Genomic DNA, 21,416 nt, shown 5'->3' with positions numbered 1-21,416 from the left:
GCGGTCAGCGAAGTGGCGCTGACGCATCAATTCGCCGATATGTCCTCGCTGAACGCGGCGGGCCAGGCGTTCACCGATGGGCCGTTGCCGGCGGATAAGACGACCAACGATTTCGGCCGGCCGATCGCGGCGCGCTCGGTGGATCAGATCCACGACGATCTACAGCACGACATGGGCTCGGGGATGACGCTGCGCGAGGCGGTGAACCTGGAGCTGGTGCAGGCCGGTGGCGGCGCGCAAAACGATCCGAACCTGGCCGAAGCGGCGCTGATGATCAAGGGCGACGCGCTGGTGGGCAACACGAAGGGCGACATTCTGAAGGCGGCGCAAAGCGCGCTGGAATCGGATCATATTTTTACGACGGACGTGAGCCAGGCGGCGGCCCAAGCGCTGTCGATGACGGTTGCGCCGACCTCGGGGTTGAACGGGGCGACGCAGCAGGTGAAGCAGGCGTACGGGACGCTGCAGCACGACGAGGGCGCGCACGCGAGCGCGCAGCAGTTGGCGCAGGACGAGCAGGCGTACCACGCGGCGTTGTCGGCGCAACTGAACGCGGCGGCGGGCGATAGCACGGGCACGTGGCGGCAGAACCTGGTGCAGATCGATCGGCGCTGGCAAGCGGAGCAGACGGTGCTGGGGCTCGATACGGGCGATGGCGGGCCGTCGGCGGGCGATCTGCATACGTCGTTGCAGGCGGCGCAGGCGCTGGACGTGGTGCAAGCGGCGCGGGGCCAGGGCAATGCGGCCGGTAATGCGGCGGCGGCCAAGGCGCTCTCGACGCAGTTGCAGGGCGTGGCGCCGGACAGCGCGCTGTACCGGGAAGTGATGAACGATGCTCGCGTGAGCGGGGCGCAGGGGCTGCAGGCGGGGGCGCTGCAAGACATCGTGACGGCGCACGGCAAGGACGCGAGCGATGCGGCGCAAACGTTGGCAGCGCAGGCGCAGGTGCTGTCGCAATACCAGGGCACGGCGCTGTACGACGCGTTGGTGAAGGGCACGCTGGATGCCGCGCAGACGAAGCAGGCGATCGCTTCGGTAAAGGAGCCGGGCTCGCTCAAGGATATGGCGGCGCTGTTCGATTCGATCGGGGGGCACTCGCAGGAGCTGGCGGGGGCGCTGTTCGATCGGCTGAAGCAGCCGCTGCAGAAGCTGATCGAGGCGGGCGACGGGGATGCCTCGCGCACGGGCGACGATACGTACTACCAGCCGCTGGCGCAGATCGGTCAGAGCGTGGGGCTGAAGACGCAGGCGGGGCAGCAACTGACGGCGATGGCGAAGGCGGAGCTGGAGAAGCTGGCGAAGCAGCCGCGGGTGAAGCCGGCGACGGGTGCGGCGGCGAACTACGAAGTGCCGACGCCGCAGGCGTTCGATACGTTTGCGCTGGCGTCGCAAGACGGCACGCCGATGCAGTTGTATCAGACGATCCTGGACCAGGAGCAGGGCGATAAGGGCAATGCGCAGCTCTCGACGCTGCTGCAGCAGGGCACGGGTCTTAAGCCGACGCCCACGCCCGGGGGCACGGCGCCGCAAGATGCGGCGCAGCTCTCGACGGCGCTGACGGCGTTGAGCGGTGCGACCTCGCAGACGCTGAGCCAGAAGCTGGCCGATGGGCGCAAGGCGAACCCGGCGATCAACGATGGGACGTGGGCGCAGGCGGCGCTGTTGCAGCAGGCGCAGTTCGAGGTGAACGACTGGGCGCAGCAGAACGCGGGGGCGATCAAGGCGGGCACGGCGGGCACGCCGCCCGATCCGCTGGTGAAGGCGCAGCAGGATCTGTCGAACGATCAGCTGTTCGATGCGCAGACGTTGCAGGGGGCGAAGGACGCGCTGGAGAACGGGCAGGTGTCGGCGGCGTCGAATGCGGCGGCGAACGCACCGGGCACGCAGGCGGGGGCGGACACGGTGCAGTACCTGCAAGGGTTGATGGGCGAGGGGATGTCGCCGAAGGCGGCGCTGATGGCCACGCGGGCGTGGCTGGGCGGTGGCAGCGGCACGGAGCAGCAGTTGCAGCAGGCGGCGCTGACGGTGATGGGCGAGCAGTACGTGCAGACGAAGTACGACGGCAGCGCGAACGCGCAGGATCCGATCCAGTGGGCGAAGGATCAGTTGACGACCATGAAGGTGTTCGATGCCGGTCAACTGTCGGATCTGGCGGGCAAGATGACGCAGAATCCGACGCCCGACATGCAGGCGCTGCAAAAGGCGCTGGATCAGGCGCAGACGGACCTTAACAAGGCGCAGCAGTCGCCGGCGGGCAGCGACGATAAAGCGAAGGCGCTGCAGGCGTATCACGCGGATCTGGCGGCGGCGCTCAATGCGGCGGCGGGTCAGAAGGACGGGACGTGGCAAACGGACCCGAACAACGTCGATACGCTGTGGAAGGCACAAGTGCAGGTGCAGCAGGCGGCGCTGATGCCGGTGGCGCAGCAATACGGCACCGATAGCGATCAATTCAAGCAGGCGGCGCAGCAACTGGGGACGGGGCTCGGTGCGCAGCAGGTGCTGGCGCACGTGGCGCAGGCGCAGCAGGCGGCGGGCGGGGCGCAGACGGGCAACGAGGCGGCGGCCGAGGCGTTGACGACGCAGTTGGCGGGCCTGCAGCCGGGCAATGCGTTGTACGACGAGGTGATGGGCGACGCGACGGTGAAGGGGATCGCGACGACGGCGCTGAACGCGATCACGTCGGCGGCGGCCGCGCCGATGATGTGTACGGTGGATCACCCGGGCGACGAGAGCGTGCGCACGCGGCTGAGCAACACAGGTAAAGCGCTGCAGGCGTACAAAGACACCATGCTGTATCCGCAACTATTCGATGCGGTAACCGGCGATGCGCAGGTGCAGGGGTTGTTTAACGACGTCAATGCAGAGGTGAACAAGGGAAGCGCGCAGGACAAGCTGCACACGTTGAACGATATGACGCTCGCCGCGGGACCGGATCTGGCGGCGGCGCTGTTCGACAGCAAGTTCAAGCCCGACCAGGTGGTGCAATGGGCCCAGCAGGCGAAGGATCTCGGCACGCTCTCGAGCATCTATGTGAGAACGGGCGGAGAGAACAATCCGACGATGGTGGCGCTGCGCCACGATACCGAGACGCTGCTCAACAAGTCGATTGCCGACGGCGGCATGGGCACGTACAGCACAGGCTCGGATCTGAACACGCGCACGCAGGTGATGGGGCGTGCCGGGGTGCGTGTGCAGGGGCAGGACTTCGGCTTGGGCGACGTGAAGAAGAAGGGCAACGTGTCGCTTCAACTGGTGCAGGACATCCTCGAGGAGGATCCGAAGGCAGGCGGGGTGAAAGCCGACGTGCTGAAGGAGTTGGAGCGCGAGACAGGCTACAAGCCGAGCGGCACGCTGCCGGCGCAGGCGGCGCAACCGACGCAGCTTACGGACGACGCACTATGGACGCCCGGCAAGTTGGCCATGAGCACAGGCAAGCACGTGGTGGGGTTGCAGGGCCAAGACGGCTTGCACGTCGACACGACCTACGACCGCGTGTTGAACGAGATCGGCGCGGCGCAGAACGCGGGCAAGGCCCCGACGTATGTGCCGCAAACGCTGGCGCAGCAGCAGGCGCTGACGCAAGGGCAGTTCGCGGAATACGACCCGAACGAGGTGGTGTACGACCACGGCCGCAAGACGACGCTCGGTCAGATCGTGAACCAGGTGCTGGCGGGCGCAGGGGTGACGCAGCCGAGCGGCGTGACGGCGGTGACGCCGGTGGAGCTGACGACGCTGTCGATGCAGTGGACGAAGGACCGTCAGGGTCAGGGGGCGAGAACGCAGTTGGGCGTGGTGGAAGGCATCGATGCACAGGGCGGGGAGATGGAGGTGGGGCCGGCCGATACGACGGTGCGCCACGGCTATAGCGACTGGGAATCGCATACGGGGCTGGACAAGGGGCTGCTGATGATCCAGCCGCACTGGGTGCTGGGGGCGAACGGCAATCTGTTGAGCGACGATGCGTATTGGAAGCAGTACAAGCCGGATGACCATTGGTACAACTGGGAGCACTTGAAGACGGACCTGGAGATCGCGGGGACGGTGGTGGCGACGGCGGTCACGATGCTGGTGCAGCCGGAGACGTCGCCGCTGTTGATGGTGGTGCTGGCGGACATGATCGATGCGTACTTCACGGTGCAGGCCGTGAGGGGCGCGGCGAGCGCGGTGAAGGATCTGACTTCGGGTCAGAACGGCGGCTGGCGCAATGCGTGGAACTGGGTGGACTTGGCGGCGAACGTGCTGGGAGCGAAGGCCGGCATGGGCGGGGTGGCGGCGCGTTCGACGAAGGTCGCGCAGCGACTGGGCCAGGTGGAGAAGGCCTACGAGCCCGGGGCTGTGATGAACCTGATCGGCGTGGGGGCGATGGTGACGAACATCGCGTCGATGGGGCACCAGGGGTACCAGCTCGTCAAGGCGGGCGATAACGCGACTGGGGATCAGTGGGCGCAGTTTCTCACGTCGGCAGGCATGATGGGGGTGGGCTTCGGCTTGGCGAAGATGCAGCCGGAGAAGACGCAGCCAGAGAAGACGCAACAGCAGACGACGCAACAGCAGACGACACAACAGCAGACGACACAACCGCAGACGACACAACCGCAGACGACAACGCAACCGCAGCCGACGACACAACCGCAGCCGACTCAGCAGCTCGCGGAGCCGGCCGCGACTGCGAGCGGATCCCAAAGCGAAGCGAGCCCATCGAGCGATGGCCGGGGCCGCATCTTTATCGTGGGCTTAGACGACCCCGCCGAAATCCCACCCGCGGCCGACACAGACACCGTCACGCTTCATCTCGACAGCGACGGCAAACTGATCATCCCCGACAGCACCGAAATCGATCCGAACGAATCGATCGATCGCGCTTCGCACGGTGGCTGGCATTGGAACCTGCTTCATCATCTGTCGTCCGTGCTCATCATGGGCGCCGGTCTGACATTCCCCGAAATCACGGATGCGCTGCAACTGCACGATCCGGCGACGGCGGCATTGCGAGTCCGGGCCTGGCCGAGCCTCGCCGGCAAATTCCGTTCCGTCTTCTCCAAGACCATGAGCATCACGCTCAAAGCGCACTTGCACCGCGCACAGCTTGCCGCGCGCGCCGGCGATGTCAACGAAGTCGAACGGCAAATGCAGTCGCTGCTGGATAAGCGCCAATTGCTCGGCTTGCCGCCGTTCGCCGAGCAAGCCTTGCCGCAATTGAAGGATATCCTCGTCGAGGCAGCCGAATCGCGCGATGTGCTCGACCGTATCACGGCGCACCAGCAGGCATTACAGCATCCCGACATCGACCTCGACGCGACGATCGACGAATTGCAATCGAGGTTCGATAAAGCGATGAAGCGCTACAGTAAGAATGCCGCCCAGGTCGGGAAAACCAACTTCGCGACGACGCCGCTGGGACGCACCATGCGCAGCGCGAGTATGTTCCTATCGGCGGTTGGCGCAGGCGATGCGCTCGCCGATCCTTCGCTGTCCGCGTTCCAGAAATCGCTCTATGTCACGAGCGGCTTAGCATCGGCGACGACGCAATGGCTCTATATGCGAGCGATGGTCAATTTCTCGAGAGATCCGAGCGAAGCCAACGAGCGTGCGCTGACGCGCGCGTCCAAGATGAACGACCGCCTGTATGCGCTCAATTGCATCGCGGATACGGCGCTCGGCGGCTACAGCCTCGCGAACGGCAAATTGACCTCGGGCGAATTCAGCCTGCTGCAAGCCGCGGGCGAAGGGACCTTCTATGGCTCGACGTTAAAGAAACCCAACCGCAAGACGCTGATCGTGGCCGGCGCCGGATTGGCGCTCATGGCTGGCTCGGCGGTGGCGTCGCAGCTTGTCAAGAAGGACGACAAGAAAGACGGCAAAAACAAGCCGGGCCCGCAACCCGCGGTTTCGTCATCCGGGCAACCGGCTCCGACGCCTAGCCAATCCACTGCCGCCCCCGCATTGCCGCCCACGACCACGCATGGCGCGCCTCAATCCCCGCCGAATCGGCAGCAGCAGCAACAACAGCAATCGCAACAACCACCGCAGCCGCAGCCCAAAGACATCACCGTTCAGCCGGGCGACACCCTGATCGGCATCGCCGAGGAGTACGAAACACAGGGTGCCGACGACGAACTGCTCGCCATCGACCGGTTGCAGCCGCTCGATCCGCAATTCAACTGGTCGATGATCGAGTTGCCCGGCTTCCAACCGTCTACCCATCTCGGACAGGACCCGAATCGAATCATGCCGGGCGACATCATCCGCATCGGTTGAGCTAGGGCCAGCGCAAGCCTGGAATAAGCGTGAACAGGCCCGAGCGACGAGGCGCCGTCACTGGGTCAGCACCACCTCCGTGTACGTCCCGCCCGGCCCGGTGCCTCCTGAACTCAACGTGCACCGCATCGCAAAGAAGTTGTTCATATAGAGGCAGTCTTCGCCCCCGCCGGGGCCGTTTCTCGTCGTGCCCGAACAGCTCCCTTGAGGAAAGAAGAACTGCTCGTTCGGCCCCACGCCGCCCGCGTCGTCCCACCAAAAGACCGCAACCGGCTGAGTATCGGCTGCGCCGTTCGCCCCCGGCGACGCGAGCGCCGAGATCTGCGCGCAAGTGGGCGCCGAGAGCTGCGGGTTGCCGCTGTTGCTGCCTGGAATGGAAAAGCAGTTGTACCAAGCCGCCGAGGGCGACAGGCTGTTGGCCTTCAGGCCGTCGAGATAGTCTTGCGTGACACCCGATTCCACATACAGCGAGCAATTGGACAAGGCCGAAGTGGCCGTCGTCGGATATTGCGTCTTGCATTGGTAGCGCGTCGTGCTCGAATCGAGCGGCGTCGACGTACAGTTCGAATAGGCGGTGCCCGGCGCGTTGACGCCGAAGTAGTTCCACAGGTTGTTGTAGTTCTGATCGGTCGGAATCGGCTCGGGGTCCACCCCATTGGGGTGAAGCGGGTTGGGCGGGATATAGCTCGTGACTTGCGTGATCTTGCCGTTGGCGTCTCGGGTCACGTCCGTCGTATAACGGTAGTTCGTGTGCTGACTCGGCGATTCGTTGTCGAGCATCAACGACGAATAGAAATACTGAGAGGCGCCGTCGGGTGCGCCGTAAGAGTTCGCGCCCCTGACCGGTGCGGCGCAGCCGATCCCCGCGTTGCCGTCCGTATCGTTGCGAAGCATCACGCCGACAGGTTGGTTGGCGCTGAACGAGGGCATCGTCTGACCGGGAGGCAAGCTCCCCAATGGACTGGCAGCGGAATACGATGTCCCGATTTCGTAGTAATTGCCTTGCGCCGCGCCGTTAGCGACGGAGAACGCCGGCACCGACGCGTAATCGTATCCCGCGCCGCTTCGGTTTTTCGGCACCTGGTACAAGTACACGGTGTTGCCGTCGCAAGCCCACCAATTGATATGGTTCACCACCATATTCGTCGTGACCACTGGGTCGCCGGCCGTGGCCGATGCACCGATCGTCCCCCATGGCGTGAACATCGACATGATCGTCGTGGCCACGGTCGCGGTTGCCGATACCGTGACGGTATGCGCAGTCGCGCCGCCGTTCGTCGTTCCGTTTGCGTTCGCCGTCACGGTAGGCGCGGTGAGCGAGAGGCTCGTCGGCAAGATCGCCTGGTTGAAGTAGGTCGTCGCCACGCCGATTGCGCGACTTTGTTCGCTAGGATCGGTAAAGGCCGCCGCGCCCGCGAGCGCGGCCTCGTCCACCGCCGCCTGCAGCGCGCTTCGATACTGCACCATCCTTGCGTAGTCCACGGCGCATCCGATCGAAACGATGAGCGGCACGAACAGCAAGGCGTACGACAACGCAATGGCGCCCGATTCGTCGGCGAGCAAGCGCCGCCAGGCGCGCAGCGCGTGTCTTGCAAAAGCGAAGCGAGGTCCCATTTCGATTTCCTCTTAGCAGCCGTTGCACGGGATCGGGGCATTGCCGCGCGGACGAGCGAAGGCCGTTTGCGTGATCGTGATCGGGATCGGCAACAGATACTTCAGCAGGGAATGGTACTGATACGTCGCCTGCACGACGATCACGCTGTCGCCCGGCGTGCCGGCGTTCGGTATGAGATTCTTCGGCGTCGTCGCGAGGGTGATCGCGGTATTGCCCAACGGCGCCGCGCTGACCCAGCATTCGTTGTCGTCTTCCCAATCGAGCTGCGCGGTGCCGCCTGCATTCGAGACGCTCGCCATGGCCACCGCGAGCGAATCGGGCGGAAACGGCGTCATCATCATTTGGCCCGCACTGCAGAAGTTGCCGAGCGAACTCCATCCGCCGGCGCTGACGCCCGCGCTTTGCTGAGCGATCAGATCGGCCATCGCCGCCGTCGCGCTCTGCAACTGCATGGTGGCGCGCACGTATTGCGCAATCTCGTAGCCGACGAACAAGAGGGGAATCATGAGCGGCAAAACGAGCGCGAACTCCATCGCCACGACGCCGCGCGTATCGGCGAACAGGGCGCGCAGTCGGCGAACCATCAGTAGGGCTCCGTTTGAAAGGCCATGGTCGACATCAAGGTCGGCGTGTAGCCGCCCGCAAAGGTGGCGAATGCGTAGCCGAGCTGCAAAACGACGTCGTTCTTTGGCCCAAGTGCGTCGAATTCTTGGGTTCCGCCGTTGCCGAAATCGACCGTCGTCAGGTTCCAGAAACCGGAGCCGGCCGGCGAGCCGGTCGGTGCCGCCACCACGCGCACAAGCAGGTTCTGCGTGCAGTTGTGAACGAGGCTGAAGTTGCCGAGGGAAAGCTCGTTGCCGCATAGCTGCGTTTTCAATGCGGCTTGATATCCCGAGCCCGAATACACGCCGATGCGGATCATGCGCGCGGCGTCGCGCGCCGCGTTATCGAGCAGCGATTGCGCCACAAAGAGAAACGAAAGCATGACGATGCCGAACACCACGACGAGAAAGGGCAACACGATCACGGCGAATTCCAGCGCGACGGCGCCGCGCTCGCGCCGCGTTGGCGAAGTCCCCCGGCCCCGATATGCGCTCGTGTTCATGGCGGCGCTTACTGACGGTCGAGCAGCGGCGCTTGGTGCCGCAACGTCCATGCACCGACGGGCTCGGTGCCGGAGGGCCGATCGGCCGCGGCCGGCGGCCTAACGGCCCGGGCCATCGCCTGCGGCGTCAGCAACGCGTCTTGCTGCTCCGCTGCGGGCAAGGCGGCACCGTCTCGATGTCGATCGGCCGCTTCTAGCGGTGCAGCCTTGAGAGCAGGCACGGTGTTCGGCTGCCAGCTTGTCATCGGGATTCGGATCGCACGCACGCCGATCTCCTTTGCAGGGGGCAGCGTCGCGATCTGCACGCCGCCCGGCAACGATTGAAGCTTCGCGCGCACGACCTTGTAGAACGCGACGTTGTCTTCAGCGCTCTTGCGCGGCAAATCGCGCGTCAACACCTTATCCGCAGCGTCGTTGTTGCCGAGCAGCCCGTAGGCGAGCGCCAGGTCCTGGCGTGCCTGCGTAGGCGCGCCCGGCTGCCCGGCGACATCGAGCAGCAGATTCGCGCCCTTGCGCACCTGACCGTCGAGGACATAAGACAACCCTAGATCGATCGTCAGCATGACGTCGCCCGGGTGCGCTCGCAATGCCGCTTCGAACGTTTCTTGCGCGGCACGGGCATCGCCCTTGACGGCGTAAGCAGTGCCTAGCCCCGCGCTGGCGAAACGGCTTGCCGGCTCGCGGGAAAGCAATTGGCGGTACAGGGCAATGGCCTCGTCGAGTCGTCGTTGGCGTAAATCGAGCCGTGCCAATTCGAGCACGGGCTCCGTGCGCTTGGGGGCGACTGCGATCGCGTGCCGATAGGTCTCTCTCGCCCGCTCGAAATCGCCGGCGTCCGCCAAGGTCGTTCCCATGCCGATCAGCGCGTCGACGTCGTTCGGGTGCTGCTCGAGCGTCTTGGCATAGAGCGACGACGCCAGCGAGATGTCGCCGCTTTGCAAGGCGCTCGTCGCGAGCGAGGCATCGCTGAGCTTGACGTCGCCCGTCGTGCGCTCGATATGGTCGGGCGCAAGGCCAGCATGCGTTTCCGATTTGACGGAGGTCACTGTGCACGCGCATAGCGGCATGGCGAGGGATACAAGGGCAGCCGCCCGAAGGGCGCGAGTTTTGATGATCATTTGTGAAACACCGTCATGAGGCGCAGCACGGCAGGGCCGGCCGCAATGAGAACGACCGTCGGCAAAATGAAGAACATCATCGGCAAGGTGATCTTGATCGACAGCTTGGCGGCACGCTCCTCCAGCCGGCGCATATGCTGGGTTCGCTCGGCGCGCGCCAGTACCTGCAAAGCTTGCGTGATGGGCGTGCCGTAACGTTGGGACTGATTCAGCGTCGTCACCAGTGCGCGCAGCGAAGCGACATCGACGCGCTCCGCGAGATTGCGCAACACCGCGGAACTGTCGCTGTCGATGCGCAGCTCTTGTGCGGTCAGCTCGAGTTCGTGCGCGAGCGCGGGGGCAATCGCACGCATTTCTTCCGCGATGCGAACGATGCTCACGGCGAGGCTATGTCCCGCATTCGTGCAGATGACGAGCAGATCGAGCGCGTCGGGCAGCGCCGAGGCGATTTGGGCTTGGCGTTTGCGCGTGTAGATCTGAAGGGCGAACTCGGGCAGCATCATGCCGATCATGAAGAAGGCGCCTGCGACGATGATACGCAGCACCAACAGTTTTTCGACGACGGGAAGGCGATGGCCGAGCACGAACATGGTCAGTGCGGCTACCGCGCCGAAGAGCACTTTGATACCGATCAGCGCCGAGGCCGCGCGATTGCCGCGAAAGCCGGCGCGTAGCAGGCGCTTGGCCAGTTCGCTGCGGTGCGCCGCTTCGAAGATCGGCAGCCGTTCGCCGAGGGCCGCCAAGCGTGCACCGACACGCTGCGCGAACGAGCTTGGCGCCGCGTCGGCGACGTTGACGGCGCGCGGCGTTTCACCGAGCGTGCGAGCGCGCTGGGCAATGCGCGCCGCCGGCGTCGTGTTGCGGATCACCGCGAATGCGGCGAAGGCAATAACGGCGACCGATAGCACGGTATCGACGAGCGAGGGCATCATGTGCGCGTGTCCAATTTGGCGATCTTCTGGATGACGAGCAGACCGAACGTGAGTAAGGCGCCGCTCGTGACGACGATCATGTGGCCCGGCTTCGTGTCGAGCAGGATCTGGACGTATTCGCGATTGACGGTGTAGAGCAAGCCGAACACGAGCGGCGGCACGCAGGCGATGATGCGGCTCGCCAGCCGGCTTTCGGCGGTCAGCGCGCGGCTTTTCATGCGCACGTCCTTGCGCGATCGCACGATGTCGGACAGGCCCTCGAGCGTATCGCTGAGCGGCCCGCCGGTTTCGCGCTGCAGCAGCAACGCCACGCAGAAAAACGAAAACTCGGCCACGCGCAGGCGGTGCATCGATTCGTTCAGGATGCGTTCGAGTTCGATGCCCAGGCGCAGGCTGTCCGCGATCTTGCGAAATTCCAGACTGACGGGGGCCGCGCATTCGTCGGCGACGATCTCGATCGCCCGCACCGTCGGCACGCCGGCGCGTACGGCACGCACCATCAATTCCAACGCGTCGGGAAAGACGTTCAGAAAAGCGAGGCGAAAGCGCTCGACGAGCTGCCGCGAGAGCCAGTTGACGCCGAACGCCGGCAACGCGACGAGCAGCACGGGAAGCGACCAGGAGGGCATTACGTCGATGCGCGCGATGCCGACCGCGGCGACGGTTGCCGCCACGACGACAAGCGCCGCGAGCCGCAGCCCGTTCTTGCCGCTGACGACCTCCAGATATCGTAGGCGCTCGTCGAACCGAGCCCAGAGTTTGACGCGCCGATTGCGTTCGTGAAACAAGGCCGCGGCGTCCGCCGGGCGATCGTCGGCTTGCACGGAGGGCACTTCGCCGAGGTCGGCAAGGCGTGCGCGCATCACGGCCGCGGGCCGCGCGCGCAGCACCTGCCGCGCCGTATGCGCGATGAGCCCGCTCGCGAGCACGGCGAGGAAAACGGCGAGCGCGAAAACGTTGGGCGCGCTCATGAATGGATCGCCTTCATGAGGCTGTCTTCGAGACCGAAGTGAGCGGCGCGCGCGGAAAAACTCGGTCGCAGCGCCGAACAAACGAACCTGCCTCTGATCTCTTCCACGGCATGCGTATCGTCGTATTCGAACGCGAATAAATCCTGCGTAAGAATCACTTCGCCTTCGAGGCCAACGATCTCGGTAATGTGCGTGACGCGTCTCATGCCGTCGCGCATGCGCTCGGTCTGCACGATCAACTGAACGGCGCTCGCGATCTGCCGGCGGATGGAAAGCAAAGGCAAATTCCCGTTGGCCATGATCACCATGCTTTCGAGCCGCGTGATCGCATCGCGCGGCGTGTTCGCGTGAACGGTCGTCATCGAGCCGTCGTGGCCGGTGTTCATCGCCTGCAGCACGTCGAACGCTTCGGGGCCGCGCGTTTCGCCGAGGATGATGCGGTCCGGGCGCATCCGCAGCGCATTGCGCACGAGATCGCGCTGCGTGACGGCGCCGAGCCCTTCGGCGTTCTCCGGGCGCGTTTCGAGGCTCACCACGTGCGGCTGCTGCAGTTGCAGTTCGGCGGCGTCTTCGATCGTCACGACGCGCTCGCGCGCATCGATGTAATGCGACATGGCGTTGAGCAGCGTCGTCTTGCCCGAGCCGGTGCCGCCGGAAATGACGATGTTCAAGCGGCATGCGCTGGCAATTTCGAGTACCCGAGCCATCGGCGCCGACAGGGTGCCTTGCGTCGTCATGCGCGTGAGTGTGATATCGCGCTTGGCAAACTTTCGAATGGCGATGCATGCCCCTTTGAGCGCGAGCGGCGGCAGCACGACATTGACGCGGCTGCCGTCGGCCAGGCGCGCATCGACCATCGGGCTGCTCTCGTCGACACGCCGCCCCACGGATGCCGCGATCCGCTGCGCGACGTTGACGACGTGGGCGTTGTCGCGGAACTTCAGCGGTGTCAGCTCCAACCGGCCAAAACGTTCCACGTACACCTGATCCGCGCCGTTCACGAGGATGTCGGTGACCGTATCGTCGGTCAGCAGCGGCTCGATGGGGCCCACGCCGAACATGTCGTTCAGGATTTCGTCGACGGCTTGCGTCAGCTCGGACTGCGTGAGCTTCAGACGCTCGCGTTCGACGATATCGGCGGCCAGCCGGGTGATTTCGGCCTGTACATGCTCGCGCGTCTGCATCACGGCCGCCGAGACGTTCATCGAAGCCAGCACCAGCGAGCGGATGACGCGGAAGCCGTCCGAACGAATCAGCATGCCCGCATTCGGCGTGCCGGCGGAGGGTGCCTTCTCCGGCGAAGGCAGCCGATCCCGGTATGCGCTCTCATGACTATTCTTTCGCAGCCGTTGCGCATTGGCCCGGCCGAGCGCTTGCGTATCGTCGCTCGAGGCGCCCGCGGGTGTATCGACTGCGGAAGGTGTCGGGTGTAGCCCCCCGAGGCCAGGCTCGACCGCCTCGTCGATGCAAGCGGTCGCGGGCGTCGCATTGTGCGATCCGGGCGCATGCTCGAACGTCCGTTGCTCGACGGGCTCGGCCCGCCATGCCGCTTTTTTCTGACCGAACATCACGTGCTCCGTTTCGTGAGCAGCCTCGTGTACCACGAGCTGGACGTGCTTAGCGGGCGGCCGCTCAGGCTGTCGGCGAGCGCGGCGATGGCATCGCGATAGCGCGACTTGCCCGGCGGGGCCGGTTCGCCGAGGTTCTCTGCGGTGGCGAGCGCTGCGCCGTCGAACGGCAATTCGAGCAGGACCTGACGGTTGATCGCGCCCACGAAGTCGGCCGTCTTCAGTCGGCCGCTCGTCGCCGCATTGGGCGAGTTCAGAATGACCGACGTGGAAGGCGGCTTTTCGCGGTTATCGATATGGCGTGTCAGGCGCAAGACTTCGCGCGCCGAGTGAATCGAGGGGTCGGCCACGAGATAGAGCACCTGCGTCTCGCCGATCGCGCAATCGGCAAGCGCATGGCCTTGACCTGGAATATCGAGCAGGATGTAGTGGAAGTGCGGTTTGAGCCGCTCGATCACTTCTCCTAAAGCGCCGTCCGGCACCCGGAACGGCTCGCCATAGGGCAGCTCCGCCGACAGCACGAACAAACGGTTGCCGCGGCCGACCAACGAACGCTCGACGAATTGTTGATCGAGGCGGTCGGCATCGCGCAGCACGTCGATCAGCCCGTTATTGCTTTTGAGGCCGAGCATCGAATTGGCGGCCCCGCCGTGCAGGTTCAGATCGACGAGCGCGATGCGGCGACCGGCGTTCGCGAGATGATGCGCGAGGTGTGTGGCGACCGTCGTGACGCCGACGCCGCCGCGGGTGCCCGCAAATCCGATGGCTTTGCCGGTGCGCGACTGCCGCAGCGGCTGCGCGTCGCGGCCCGAGCCGATCGCGCGGCGCAGTAGCTCGATTGTGAGCGGTTTGACGAGATAGTCCTGTACGCCGATTTCGAGCAGATTGCGAAACAGACCCACGTCGTTCGCCGCGCCCACGACGATCACTTGCACCGACGGCTCGCACACGGCGGCGAGCCGTTCGAGTTCGGACAGCGGCATGGCCACCGTCGAGACGTCGACGATCAATTGAGCGGGCGAGCGTTGCATCTTCGACAGATGGTCGATCGCTTCGTCGATCCCGCCTGTTTGCACATACGCGTGCGCGATGTTCTGCTCTTGCGCGAAGCGCTGCATCAACGCTTCGCTGTTGCGATCGGCGACGAATGCGACGAAGTTCGCGCTGAGGCTGCTCTTGCGCGGTGGGGTAGCCAGTTTCAGTAAGGAGGTCATGGCAAGTCACCGGTTCACTTGTTGCCGTTCGACGTTGGCTCTGCGCTCGACGTACTGCTGCTTTGCAGCGGCATGACCTTGCCGGTTTCGTAACGGCGCACGGCATCGGCTGCAACATCGGCATCGGGCCCGCCGAAAGGCACCGGATCCGTGAGGTCGGACCCACGCACGAGCATCGCCGCGAGGTTGGTGTAGGTGGCGCAGCCGAAGGCGACGTCGGGGCGCGCGGCGCCCGCGTCGAGAAAGTCGGAATGCTCGACGAGCGGCGCGCAATCGGGGGGCAGGGCGCGACCGTCGCGTAGGCGGATGATCGACGCATCCGGCAAGCCAAGCCGCGGCGGCGTCGACATGCAGCCGCCGAGTAGCGCGAAAGGCAGCGCGAGCAGCAGCGCACGCCGCAGTGCGACTCGCGGCGTCGCCAATCGAATGCAAACGGTGGATCGGATCGATCGCATGGCCCCTCCTCAATAGACGAAGCCGGCTGCGCCGACGAGACGCGGTGTCGATCCGTCGAGCGGATCGAGCCCGGTTTTACGCTGCAAAATGGTTTCGACGTCCGAACTCGGCATCATGATGCTGTCCTCGGCACTGGCGATTTGCGAGGCATTGGCCGGATGCACGAGATAGGGCGTGGCGATCACGACGAGTTCGGTCTTGTTGTTCTGATAGTTCTTCGACGAGAACAGGCGGCCGAGGATCGGCAGCTTGCCGAGCCCCGGCAACTGCGAAACGATGTCGCGTGTTTCGTTCTGCAGCAGTCCGCCGATCGCGAAGCTCTGGCCGCTCGAGAGTTCGACGGTCGTCTCCACGCGCCGCACCGACAGGCCAGGTACGCTCAGCGAATTGGTGGTGACGGCGTTGGTCGTGTCGATCTCGCTGACTTCCGGACGCACCTTCATGCTGATGCGATTGTCGTCGAGCACGGTGGGCGTGAAGGCCAGCGAGACGCCGAACTGCTTGAATGCGATCGTGACTGTGTTCTGCTGCTGGGCGACCGGTATCGGGAATTCGCCGCCCGCGAGAAAGCTGGCGGTTTGCCCGGATAAAACCGTCAAGTTCGGTTCGGCGAGCACCGTGAGCAGGCCGTCTTGATCGAGCGCGTCGATCACGTTTTGAACGGACGAGTGAGCGGTTTTGAAGCCCGACAGTACGCCTGTCGCGGCCGACGGCGGCAACTCGTAGAACCCTTGCGTCGGGTTCACGATTTCGCGGCCGCTCAGCAGCCCCACGACGAAGTTGCCGATGCTGCCGACGGCAGACCAATTCACGCCGAGCTGCTGGGTGGCATTCCGGTCGATTTCGACGATGCGCACGCGCAAATACACCTGCGTCGGCTGCTTGACCGTCAGATGATTGATGAGCGTTTCCTTCTCGCGTAGCGCGGGCGTCAAGGTTTGCGCGATCGCGTCCGCTTCCGCGGGCGAGTCGACGGCGCCCGAAATCATCAGCGAGCCCGGCGCGGAGACGAGTTTCAAGGACAGATGCGGAAAGCGCTGCCGCAGCAAGTTATCGAGCGCATCGAGATCGCGGTGCACGAGCACCGAGCGGCGCAAGATGACGCGATTGTTGGGTCCGAGCGCGAACAGCGTCGTGCGACCTTCCTTTTTACCGACGACGAAGACCGAGTTCGGCGTCGGCACGTGAATGTCGGCGACGTCCGGGTCGGCGACAAATACGGCGACGGCCGGTTGGCCGAGCTGGACCACTTCGCCGGAGCCCGATGCGATCGTCAAGGGCGATGGCTCGAGCGCCTGGGCGGGCCGCGCCATGACGAGCGCCACGAGTGCGGTGCAAGCGATCACGGTCAGGCGCGCGAGGCGTTGGCCGAGCGCGAGGCGCCCGAAGCGGGAAGGCGGGCGCCGAATATCGTGCGCGGGGAGGGCGGCTGTCATGGATTCGAGGCGGAAGGTCCGGCGGGAGAGACGATAGGCGGCAGGCCCGGCGCTAGGGGCGCGGGCAGCGCGTTGGGCGCCGCGCCAGCCTGCGCCGGCGAGACTTCGGCTTCTTGATCGCTTTTGCTCGAGCCGCGATAGACGAGTACCGAAGGCGTTTGCGAACGGCCGGGCGCGCCCTCCCGCTCGATGGCCGGCAGCGCGCGGACGGCACGCGAGACGTCGCCGGCCCAGATCGGCGGCGCATTCTCGGGGGTGGCTTCGGCCGGCGCCTGCGCACCGGGCGTCGAACGCACGAGCGTGGCGAAGCTGCGCAACGCGAGCGATAGGGTGCCCAGGCGCGCGGCGATCGCGACGACTTCGGCGGTACGCGGATCCACTTCGAGCGTCACGGTGCGGGCGTGCGAGGTGCCGCCCGGGGCCGCGTCGCCTTTCGGGCGGGTGAATTCCGTACCGACGGCGAGCACGCGTACGTGATTGACGACGGTCTCGCTCGATACCGATAAACGCGGCGAATCGGTCTTGCCGTTGAGATTTTGCGTGAGGATCAGATCGACGTAGTCGCCGGGTTGAATGAGTCCCGCGTTGCCGGAGACATCGTCGATGGCCACGGAGACGGCGCGCATGTCGGGCTTGAGCGCGGCGGCAAGAAAGCCCGGGGCATTGGGAAACACGACGTCGCGCGACGTGACGATCGCGCCGGCTGTCAAGGCATGCAGCACGACGGCGCCGGCGACATCGGGCGTCGCCGGATCGTTTTGCAGGACGGCGCCGACGGGCGCACGCCCCGAGGGCATCTCTCTCCAAGCGAGATCGCTGTCGCGCAACAACAGGCCCGGCGGCAAATCGCTCGCGGCGCTTCGGACCCGCTGCACCGAGGCGGATGACGTATGCGCAGACGCTGCGATGAACAGCATGCGCAAGATCAGCGCGGTGACGATGGCAACACCGACGAGCAGCGCTAGTTTGACTGTGCTCGACATGACGATGTCCGCATGGTTTTATCCGTTGATTGGCGTTTGGGGCAGCAGGGCGCACCAGCCCGCGATCGCAAGCGCGACCCCATAGGGCAGACCGCGCTTCGCCGACCACCAATGGCCGAATGTCGAGCCCGGCGCGAACCGATCTGCCGCGACGCCGACAAGCACGAGCGCGAGGCCGCCTAGCGAGACGAGCGCGAGCGTCGGGCACGCAGCACGGGCGCCGACCCAGAGCAGGAGCGTGCTGGCGAGTTTCACGTCGCCCCCGCCCAACTGGCCCGCCACGTACAGACACGCGCCGATCGCAAAGCAGGCGCACGCGGTCAAGACGTGTTGCGCGACGACACCCCACGGCATGGCGACGAGCCATGCATGCAGGAGAAACAGCGCGCCAAAACCCGCGACGAGCGGATCGGGCAAACGCCGGTCACGCAGATCGGTCCACGACAACGCGAGCAGCAAGACCCCTGCGATATAGCCAATCGCATTCGGCATGATGGCAATCGAGGGCGGCGTTCCTTCCGAAAGCGCCGCGAACGCTCGTACTTAGCCGTTACGCAGGCGGATTGATTTGGTTTTGAATCTTGGTCAGTAGCTGATTGAACAAGCCCGGAATCCCGGTTTGTCCGTCTTGAAGCAGCACGCCCGCGGCCACGACGGCCACCACGACGATGCCTGCGAGAACGGCGTACTCCATCGAGCTGACGCCCCGGTCGTCACGCCGAATGGACTTGAGAAGAGAGAACATGAGAAACCCCGGCTCATCGATTTGATTAGTAGTACTACGCATTTAATTCGTGACGTCGCCTTTGAGGAAAGACAATGACCGCCACTCATTTTTCGACGTTGTTGCTTGTTCGCTGCTTTGGTCTTCGATTCCACTATACCGAGGCCGATGCGCCCCATTCAATTCCGGCATTACGTAGGCATCGATCGATTGCGCGAGGGCTACGCGAGGCCGACTACGAATCTACCCTTGCGATACCTTTCGCACGCGAGCCGCATGCTCAAAGCACGCGGCCTGCGATGTAAGCCAACTGTACGCGGTTGACCGCGTGGTACATCTTCTTCAACTGCCGTAAGTAATAGTCGACGTTATGAGGCGACGTCGCGAGCCGCTCTGAGATGTCCTTGTCGTTCAGGCCGAGCGTGAGGAGTTCGAGAATCTTGCGATGCATCGGGCTCAGATGGCTTGCGTGCTCGGGCCTGTGCAGATGCATGGCGCGCGCGAGCAGAAACTCGTGCAGGCCAACGCCGATCGCATAGGCGTGACCGACGGCGGTATCGAGTATTCGTTCCCGAGACGGCCTAGATGACGCGAACAGGACGATGGCCGTATCGAACGCATTGGACGAGGCGAGCCCGAAACAAACCCCGGATAGCATGCCGGCCGCGTGCGCGGCGGCCCGCAGTCGCTCGGCGTGCGCGAATCGTTTGGCCGGCTGCTGTGCCGATGCGGATGTCGCATCCGCGGCGGCAGTCGACGGTGGGGCGAGCGCGATCGATTGCAAGTCCCACAACAGCGGCCATTCATTGCGGCTCGAGAAGGCGAGCCGTGCATCGACGTCGAAGAATCGCTCGCGTAGGTAGCGCGCGGCCCAGCCCGGCGGAGAGTAGGTTTGGTAGTAAGCCAGCCGCCGGAAGGTTTCCCCGATGCGGGTGGCACGGATGTAGCACAGCGTATCGAAACCGGCTGCGCGCAACGCAGTGCGTAGCAGCCGCTGGCGCGCTTCAGGGCAATCTACCGAGGCCAGTTCGTGGGCGAATCCTCCCGGCGGTCGGCTCGATTCCTCGCCGCCCGCGCGGATGGGATCGACGCGTGCCAGGTCGGCGTCGCCGAACGCAACCAGTTGGGACGACTCGCGATCGGTTTCGCCTGGGTAGTGACTCATGGATAGTCCTCGCGGTGAATTTTTGTCCTTCTTGCATCCGCATTCGCGCTTGATAGCAGTATCGCCGAGCGAGACGCCAACGCGGTTTAAGGAAACCAGTAGTCGCGATGCGTATTTGGCCGCGTGTCGGGAATTGCACTACGGAATTTCCTTATCGGTGGGAGGACGGCTCGCGCGATCATGTATCCGTGGCGTTTTGCGTGGGCCTTCGAGGCGTAAGCGAACCGTATTCGTATTTTTCAGCCGATTTCTCGTTGACGTTTTTTTGCGGAGAGAAAGATGGAAGTGCCTGCGGCGGATTGCTTCGACGATTGCTTCGATATCGAGCCTACGCTCGAGGCGAGGCAGCGCGAGGCAAACGACCTGCATGAGGAACGTAAAGTGGTGCGCGGTGCTCGGACGATCAGAAAGAAACCTCGGGCGGCGACATCGACCGTCGGACCTTCGGCTCAAGGGGTTCCGCACGCCGAGGCGCAGGCGGCAGAGTCGGCCGAGTTCGGCCTATGCGGTCGCACGCCCATGCCGGGCGGCGAGATGCGAATCGCCGCGGATTTGCTGGCCGTGCGGGACTCGGAGGAGCGGATGCGCCTGGTGCGCGGCATGCTGAGCGTGATCGGTTTTCGCGAATTGGCGTATATGACCGTGCGTCCAGTCGAGGCGGCATGCGGCGGTTCATGGGCAATCGAGGCCAATACGCAGCGGCATTTCGGCGCCGAGTATTTCGATGCGGGCTATCACCTGCACGATCCGCGTCTGGCATCGGTATTGCATTCGAATGCGCCGCTCGCATGGGACATGCAGTGGCTCGTGCATGCGTGGCGACGCGATGGCGCCCCACCTTCGCTGCGGGGGCTGTTCCAGGCGCTCGAGGTAGACGATATTCGTAGCGGCGTGATGTTCGGCATCACGATCGTTCCCAGTGGGCTGCGTGCGGTGATCAGCCTCGGTGCGGGCACCGCCAGTCGCGACTGGATCGATTGCAACGTTATGACGCAGGCGTTGACGCTCGGGCTGTCGTTGCATCGTGCGATGTCGGAGCCGGCGCATCACGGCCAGCAGGACGAATTGTCGGAGATGCAACTGCGCATTCTGACCTGCCTAGGCAGCGGGCTTTCGGATAAGCAGATCGCGCAGCGGCTGCAGACCACGGCGCATAACGTGGACTACCACTTGCGCATACTGCGTCGGCGATATGGCGCGGCGAACCGGATTCAGCTTGCTTTTCTCGCCGGTTCAATGGCACTCGCCTGAGTGTCGTAGGCACGCGATCGATTTTCCCGCGATGGGGATTAAAGACTACGAAGAGGGACGTGGATTGAAATAAATCCTTAACATATCCTCGAATCTTAAGATTGGGATCAATTTTTTCTATATCTTTGATTCGCTGAGATTCGGAGGCTGTAATGGGGCTGGCGCCAATCGTCTTGGACAACGGGCAGATTCTCTATCCGCCGCCGCCGCCGCCTCCACCACCGCCCCCGCCGCCGAAGGCGGACGAGATCGCCACGGCTGAGCAAGCGCTCAAGGCTAAGCTGGGCAACAGCGCACCGACCGATACGGGCGCGCTGACGAGCGCGATCCAAGCGGTGCTTAAAGATAACGACGCGAGCGGCGCGGCGCTCACGCTCGATCAACTGCAGCGTGCGGCGGTGGCGTTGGTGGCGCAATACAACGTGGACCATCCACAACCGAGCGGCACGGGCACGAAGGTAGACCCGTTCGCGCAGGCGGTCAGCGAAGTGGCGCTGACGCATCAATTCGCCGATATGTCCTCGCTGAACGCGGCGGGCCAGGCGTTCACCGATGGGCCGTTGCCGGCGGATAAGACGACCAACGATTTCGGCCGGCCGATCGCGGCGCGCTCGGTG

General features: G+C 64.6%; 16 protein-coding genes and 1 pseudogene. 3 read left to right on the top strand and 14 right to left on the bottom strand.

The annotated features are described in order from the left end of the window. Nucleotides 1–39 precede the first annotated feature (39 nt). Entirely contained in the window at nt 40–6,261 is a 6,222-nt protein-coding gene (locus ACTHN9_RS26700; protein WP_440539831.1) for a hypothetical protein, read from the top strand. Nucleotides 6,262–6,318: 57 nt separating this feature from the next. On the opposite strand, the gene ACTHN9_RS26695 is transcribed toward ACTHN9_RS26700, so the two are convergent. The 14 genes from ACTHN9_RS26695 to ACTHN9_RS26630 all read right to left on the bottom strand — a co-directional run bounded on the left by ACTHN9_RS26695 (nt 6,319) and on the right by ACTHN9_RS26630 (nt 19,548). Continuing rightward, the gene (locus tag ACTHN9_RS26695) at nt 6,319–7,875 is read right to left on the bottom strand and encodes a TadE/TadG family type IV pilus assembly protein (RefSeq protein WP_440539830.1); all 1,557 of its coding nucleotides are present in this window, start codon (nt 7,873–7,875) and stop codon (nt 6,319–6,321) included. Between the two features lie 12 nt (nt 7,876–7,887). Then, nucleotides 7,888–8,460: a TadE/TadG family type IV pilus assembly protein gene (locus tag ACTHN9_RS26690; protein ID WP_440539829.1), complete on the bottom strand. Its 573-nt coding sequence runs from the start codon at nt 8,458–8,460 to the stop codon at nt 7,888–7,890. Further along, on the bottom strand, nt 8,460–8,981 hold the full coding sequence (locus ACTHN9_RS26685) for a TadE/TadG family type IV pilus assembly protein (protein ID WP_440539828.1): 522 nt from the start codon (nt 8,979–8,981) through the stop codon (nt 8,460–8,462). Before ACTHN9_RS26685 ends, ACTHN9_RS26690 begins: the two co-directional genes overlap by 1 nt. A gap of 8 nt (nt 8,982–8,989) precedes the next feature. Then, nucleotides 8,990–10,027, bottom strand: a complete 1,038-nt coding sequence (locus tag ACTHN9_RS26680; RefSeq protein ID WP_440539827.1) for a tetratricopeptide repeat protein — start codon at nt 10,025–10,027, stop codon at nt 8,990–8,992. Nucleotides 10,028–10,095: 68 nt separating this feature from the next. Further along, nucleotides 10,096–11,031: a type II secretion system F family protein gene (locus ACTHN9_RS26675; protein WP_440539826.1), complete on the bottom strand. Its 936-nt coding sequence runs from the start codon at nt 11,029–11,031 to the stop codon at nt 10,096–10,098. Next, complete coding sequence (locus ACTHN9_RS26670; protein ID WP_440539825.1) at nt 11,028–12,002, bottom strand: type II secretion system F family protein; 975 nt, start codon at nt 12,000–12,002, stop codon at nt 11,028–11,030. The genes ACTHN9_RS26675 and ACTHN9_RS26670 overlap by 4 nt, the downstream gene beginning before the upstream one ends. Continuing rightward, on the bottom strand, nt 11,999–13,570 hold the full coding sequence (locus ACTHN9_RS26665; protein ID WP_440539824.1) for a CpaF family protein: 1,572 nt from the start codon (nt 13,568–13,570) through the stop codon (nt 11,999–12,001). The genes ACTHN9_RS26670 and ACTHN9_RS26665 overlap by 4 nt, the downstream gene beginning before the upstream one ends. Next, nucleotides 13,570–14,784, bottom strand: coding sequence for an AAA family ATPase (locus tag ACTHN9_RS26660; protein ID WP_440539823.1), 1,215 nt, complete (start codon nt 14,782–14,784; stop codon nt 13,570–13,572). The genes ACTHN9_RS26665 and ACTHN9_RS26660 overlap by 1 nt, the downstream gene beginning before the upstream one ends. 14 nt (nt 14,785–14,798) lie before the next feature. After that, nucleotides 14,799–15,239 carry a CpaD family pilus assembly lipoprotein gene (locus ACTHN9_RS26655; RefSeq protein ID WP_440539822.1) on the bottom strand — a complete coding sequence of 147 codons (441 nt, stop codon included), beginning with the start codon at nt 15,237–15,239 and terminating at the stop codon, nt 14,799–14,801. Nucleotides 15,240–15,248: 9 nt separating this feature from the next. Next, nucleotides 15,249–16,553 carry a type II and III secretion system protein family protein gene (locus ACTHN9_RS26650; protein ID WP_440539833.1) on the bottom strand — a complete coding sequence of 435 codons (1,305 nt, stop codon included), beginning with the start codon at nt 16,551–16,553 and terminating at the stop codon, nt 15,249–15,251. Nucleotides 16,554–16,672: 119 nt separating this feature from the next. Then, nucleotides 16,673–17,659, bottom strand: a complete 987-nt coding sequence (cpaB, locus tag ACTHN9_RS26645; RefSeq protein ID WP_440539821.1) for a Flp pilus assembly protein CpaB — start codon at nt 17,657–17,659, stop codon at nt 16,673–16,675. Nucleotides 17,660–17,677: 18 nt separating this feature from the next. Then, nucleotides 17,678–18,151 carry an A24 family peptidase gene (locus ACTHN9_RS26640; RefSeq protein ID WP_440539820.1) on the bottom strand — a complete coding sequence of 158 codons (474 nt, stop codon included), beginning with the start codon at nt 18,149–18,151 and terminating at the stop codon, nt 17,678–17,680. 58 nt (nt 18,152–18,209) lie between these two features. Next, nucleotides 18,210–18,404: a Flp family type IVb pilin gene (locus tag ACTHN9_RS26635; protein WP_440539832.1), complete on the bottom strand. Its 195-nt coding sequence runs from the start codon at nt 18,402–18,404 to the stop codon at nt 18,210–18,212. A gap of 259 nt (nt 18,405–18,663) precedes the next feature. Further along, nucleotides 18,664–19,548 (bottom strand): helix-turn-helix transcriptional regulator, encoded by an 885-nt coding sequence (locus tag ACTHN9_RS26630; protein ID WP_440539819.1) that lies wholly within the window; start codon nt 19,546–19,548, stop codon nt 18,664–18,666. A 279-nt stretch (nt 19,549–19,827) separates the two neighbouring features. On the opposite strand from ACTHN9_RS26630, the gene ACTHN9_RS26625 reads away from it, so the two are divergent. Together ACTHN9_RS26625 and ACTHN9_RS26620 are read left to right on the top strand one after the other, a co-directional pair. After that, nucleotides 19,828–20,799: a helix-turn-helix transcriptional regulator gene (locus ACTHN9_RS26625; protein ID WP_440539818.1), complete on the top strand. Its 972-nt coding sequence runs from the start codon at nt 19,828–19,830 to the stop codon at nt 20,797–20,799. 152 nt (nt 20,800–20,951) lie between these two features. Next, nucleotides 20,952–21,416 (top strand): annotated as a pseudogene (locus ACTHN9_RS26620) (hypothetical protein); the annotation flags it as partial.

Origin of the sequence: Trinickia sp. (assembly GCF_051953405.1) — a bacterium.
Classification (GTDB): Bacteria; Pseudomonadota; Gammaproteobacteria; order Burkholderiales; family Burkholderiaceae; genus Trinickia.
Note: the sequence above shows the minus strand (reverse complement) of the source record. Positions and strands in the feature narration are given on the sequence as shown.

Coding starts and splice junctions, on each gene's coding strand:
- ACTHN9_RS26635 (WP_440539832.1), bottom strand. CDS start 18,404: ATGTTCTCTCTTCTCAAGTCCATTCGGCGTGACGACCGGGGCGTCAGC.
- ACTHN9_RS26675 (WP_440539826.1), bottom strand. CDS start 11,031: ATGATGCCCTCGCTCGTCGATACCGTGCTATCGGTCGCCGTTATTGCC.
- ACTHN9_RS26665 (WP_440539824.1), bottom strand. CDS start 13,570: ATGTTCGGTCAGAAAAAAGCGGCATGGCGGGCCGAGCCCGTCGAGCAA.
- ACTHN9_RS26700 (WP_440539831.1), top strand. CDS start 40: ATGTCCTCGCTGAACGCGGCGGGCCAGGCGTTCACCGATGGGCCGTTG.
- ACTHN9_RS26670 (WP_440539825.1), bottom strand. CDS start 12,002: ATGAGCGCGCCCAACGTTTTCGCGCTCGCCGTTTTCCTCGCCGTGCTC.
- ACTHN9_RS26650 (WP_440539833.1), bottom strand. CDS start 16,553: ATGGCGCGGCCCGCCCAGGCGCTCGAGCCATCGCCCTTGACGATCGCA.
- cpaB (WP_440539821.1), bottom strand. CDS start 17,659: ATGTCGAGCACAGTCAAACTAGCGCTGCTCGTCGGTGTTGCCATCGTC.
- ACTHN9_RS26695 (WP_440539830.1), bottom strand. CDS start 7,875: ATGGGACCTCGCTTCGCTTTTGCAAGACACGCGCTGCGCGCCTGGCGG.
- ACTHN9_RS26625 (WP_440539818.1), top strand. CDS start 19,828: ATGGAAGTGCCTGCGGCGGATTGCTTCGACGATTGCTTCGATATCGAG.
- ACTHN9_RS26640 (WP_440539820.1), bottom strand. CDS start 18,151: ATGCCGAATGCGATTGGCTATATCGCAGGGGTCTTGCTGCTCGCGTTG.
- ACTHN9_RS26685 (WP_440539828.1), bottom strand. CDS start 8,981: ATGAACACGAGCGCATATCGGGGCCGGGGGACTTCGCCAACGCGGCGC.
- ACTHN9_RS26660 (WP_440539823.1), bottom strand. CDS start 14,784: ATGACCTCCTTACTGAAACTGGCTACCCCACCGCGCAAGAGCAGCCTC.
- ACTHN9_RS26655 (WP_440539822.1), bottom strand. CDS start 15,239: ATGCGATCGATCCGATCCACCGTTTGCATTCGATTGGCGACGCCGCGA.
- ACTHN9_RS26690 (WP_440539829.1), bottom strand. CDS start 8,460: ATGGTTCGCCGACTGCGCGCCCTGTTCGCCGATACGCGCGGCGTCGTG.
- ACTHN9_RS26630 (WP_440539819.1), bottom strand. CDS start 19,548: ATGAGTCACTACCCAGGCGAAACCGATCGCGAGTCGTCCCAACTGGTT.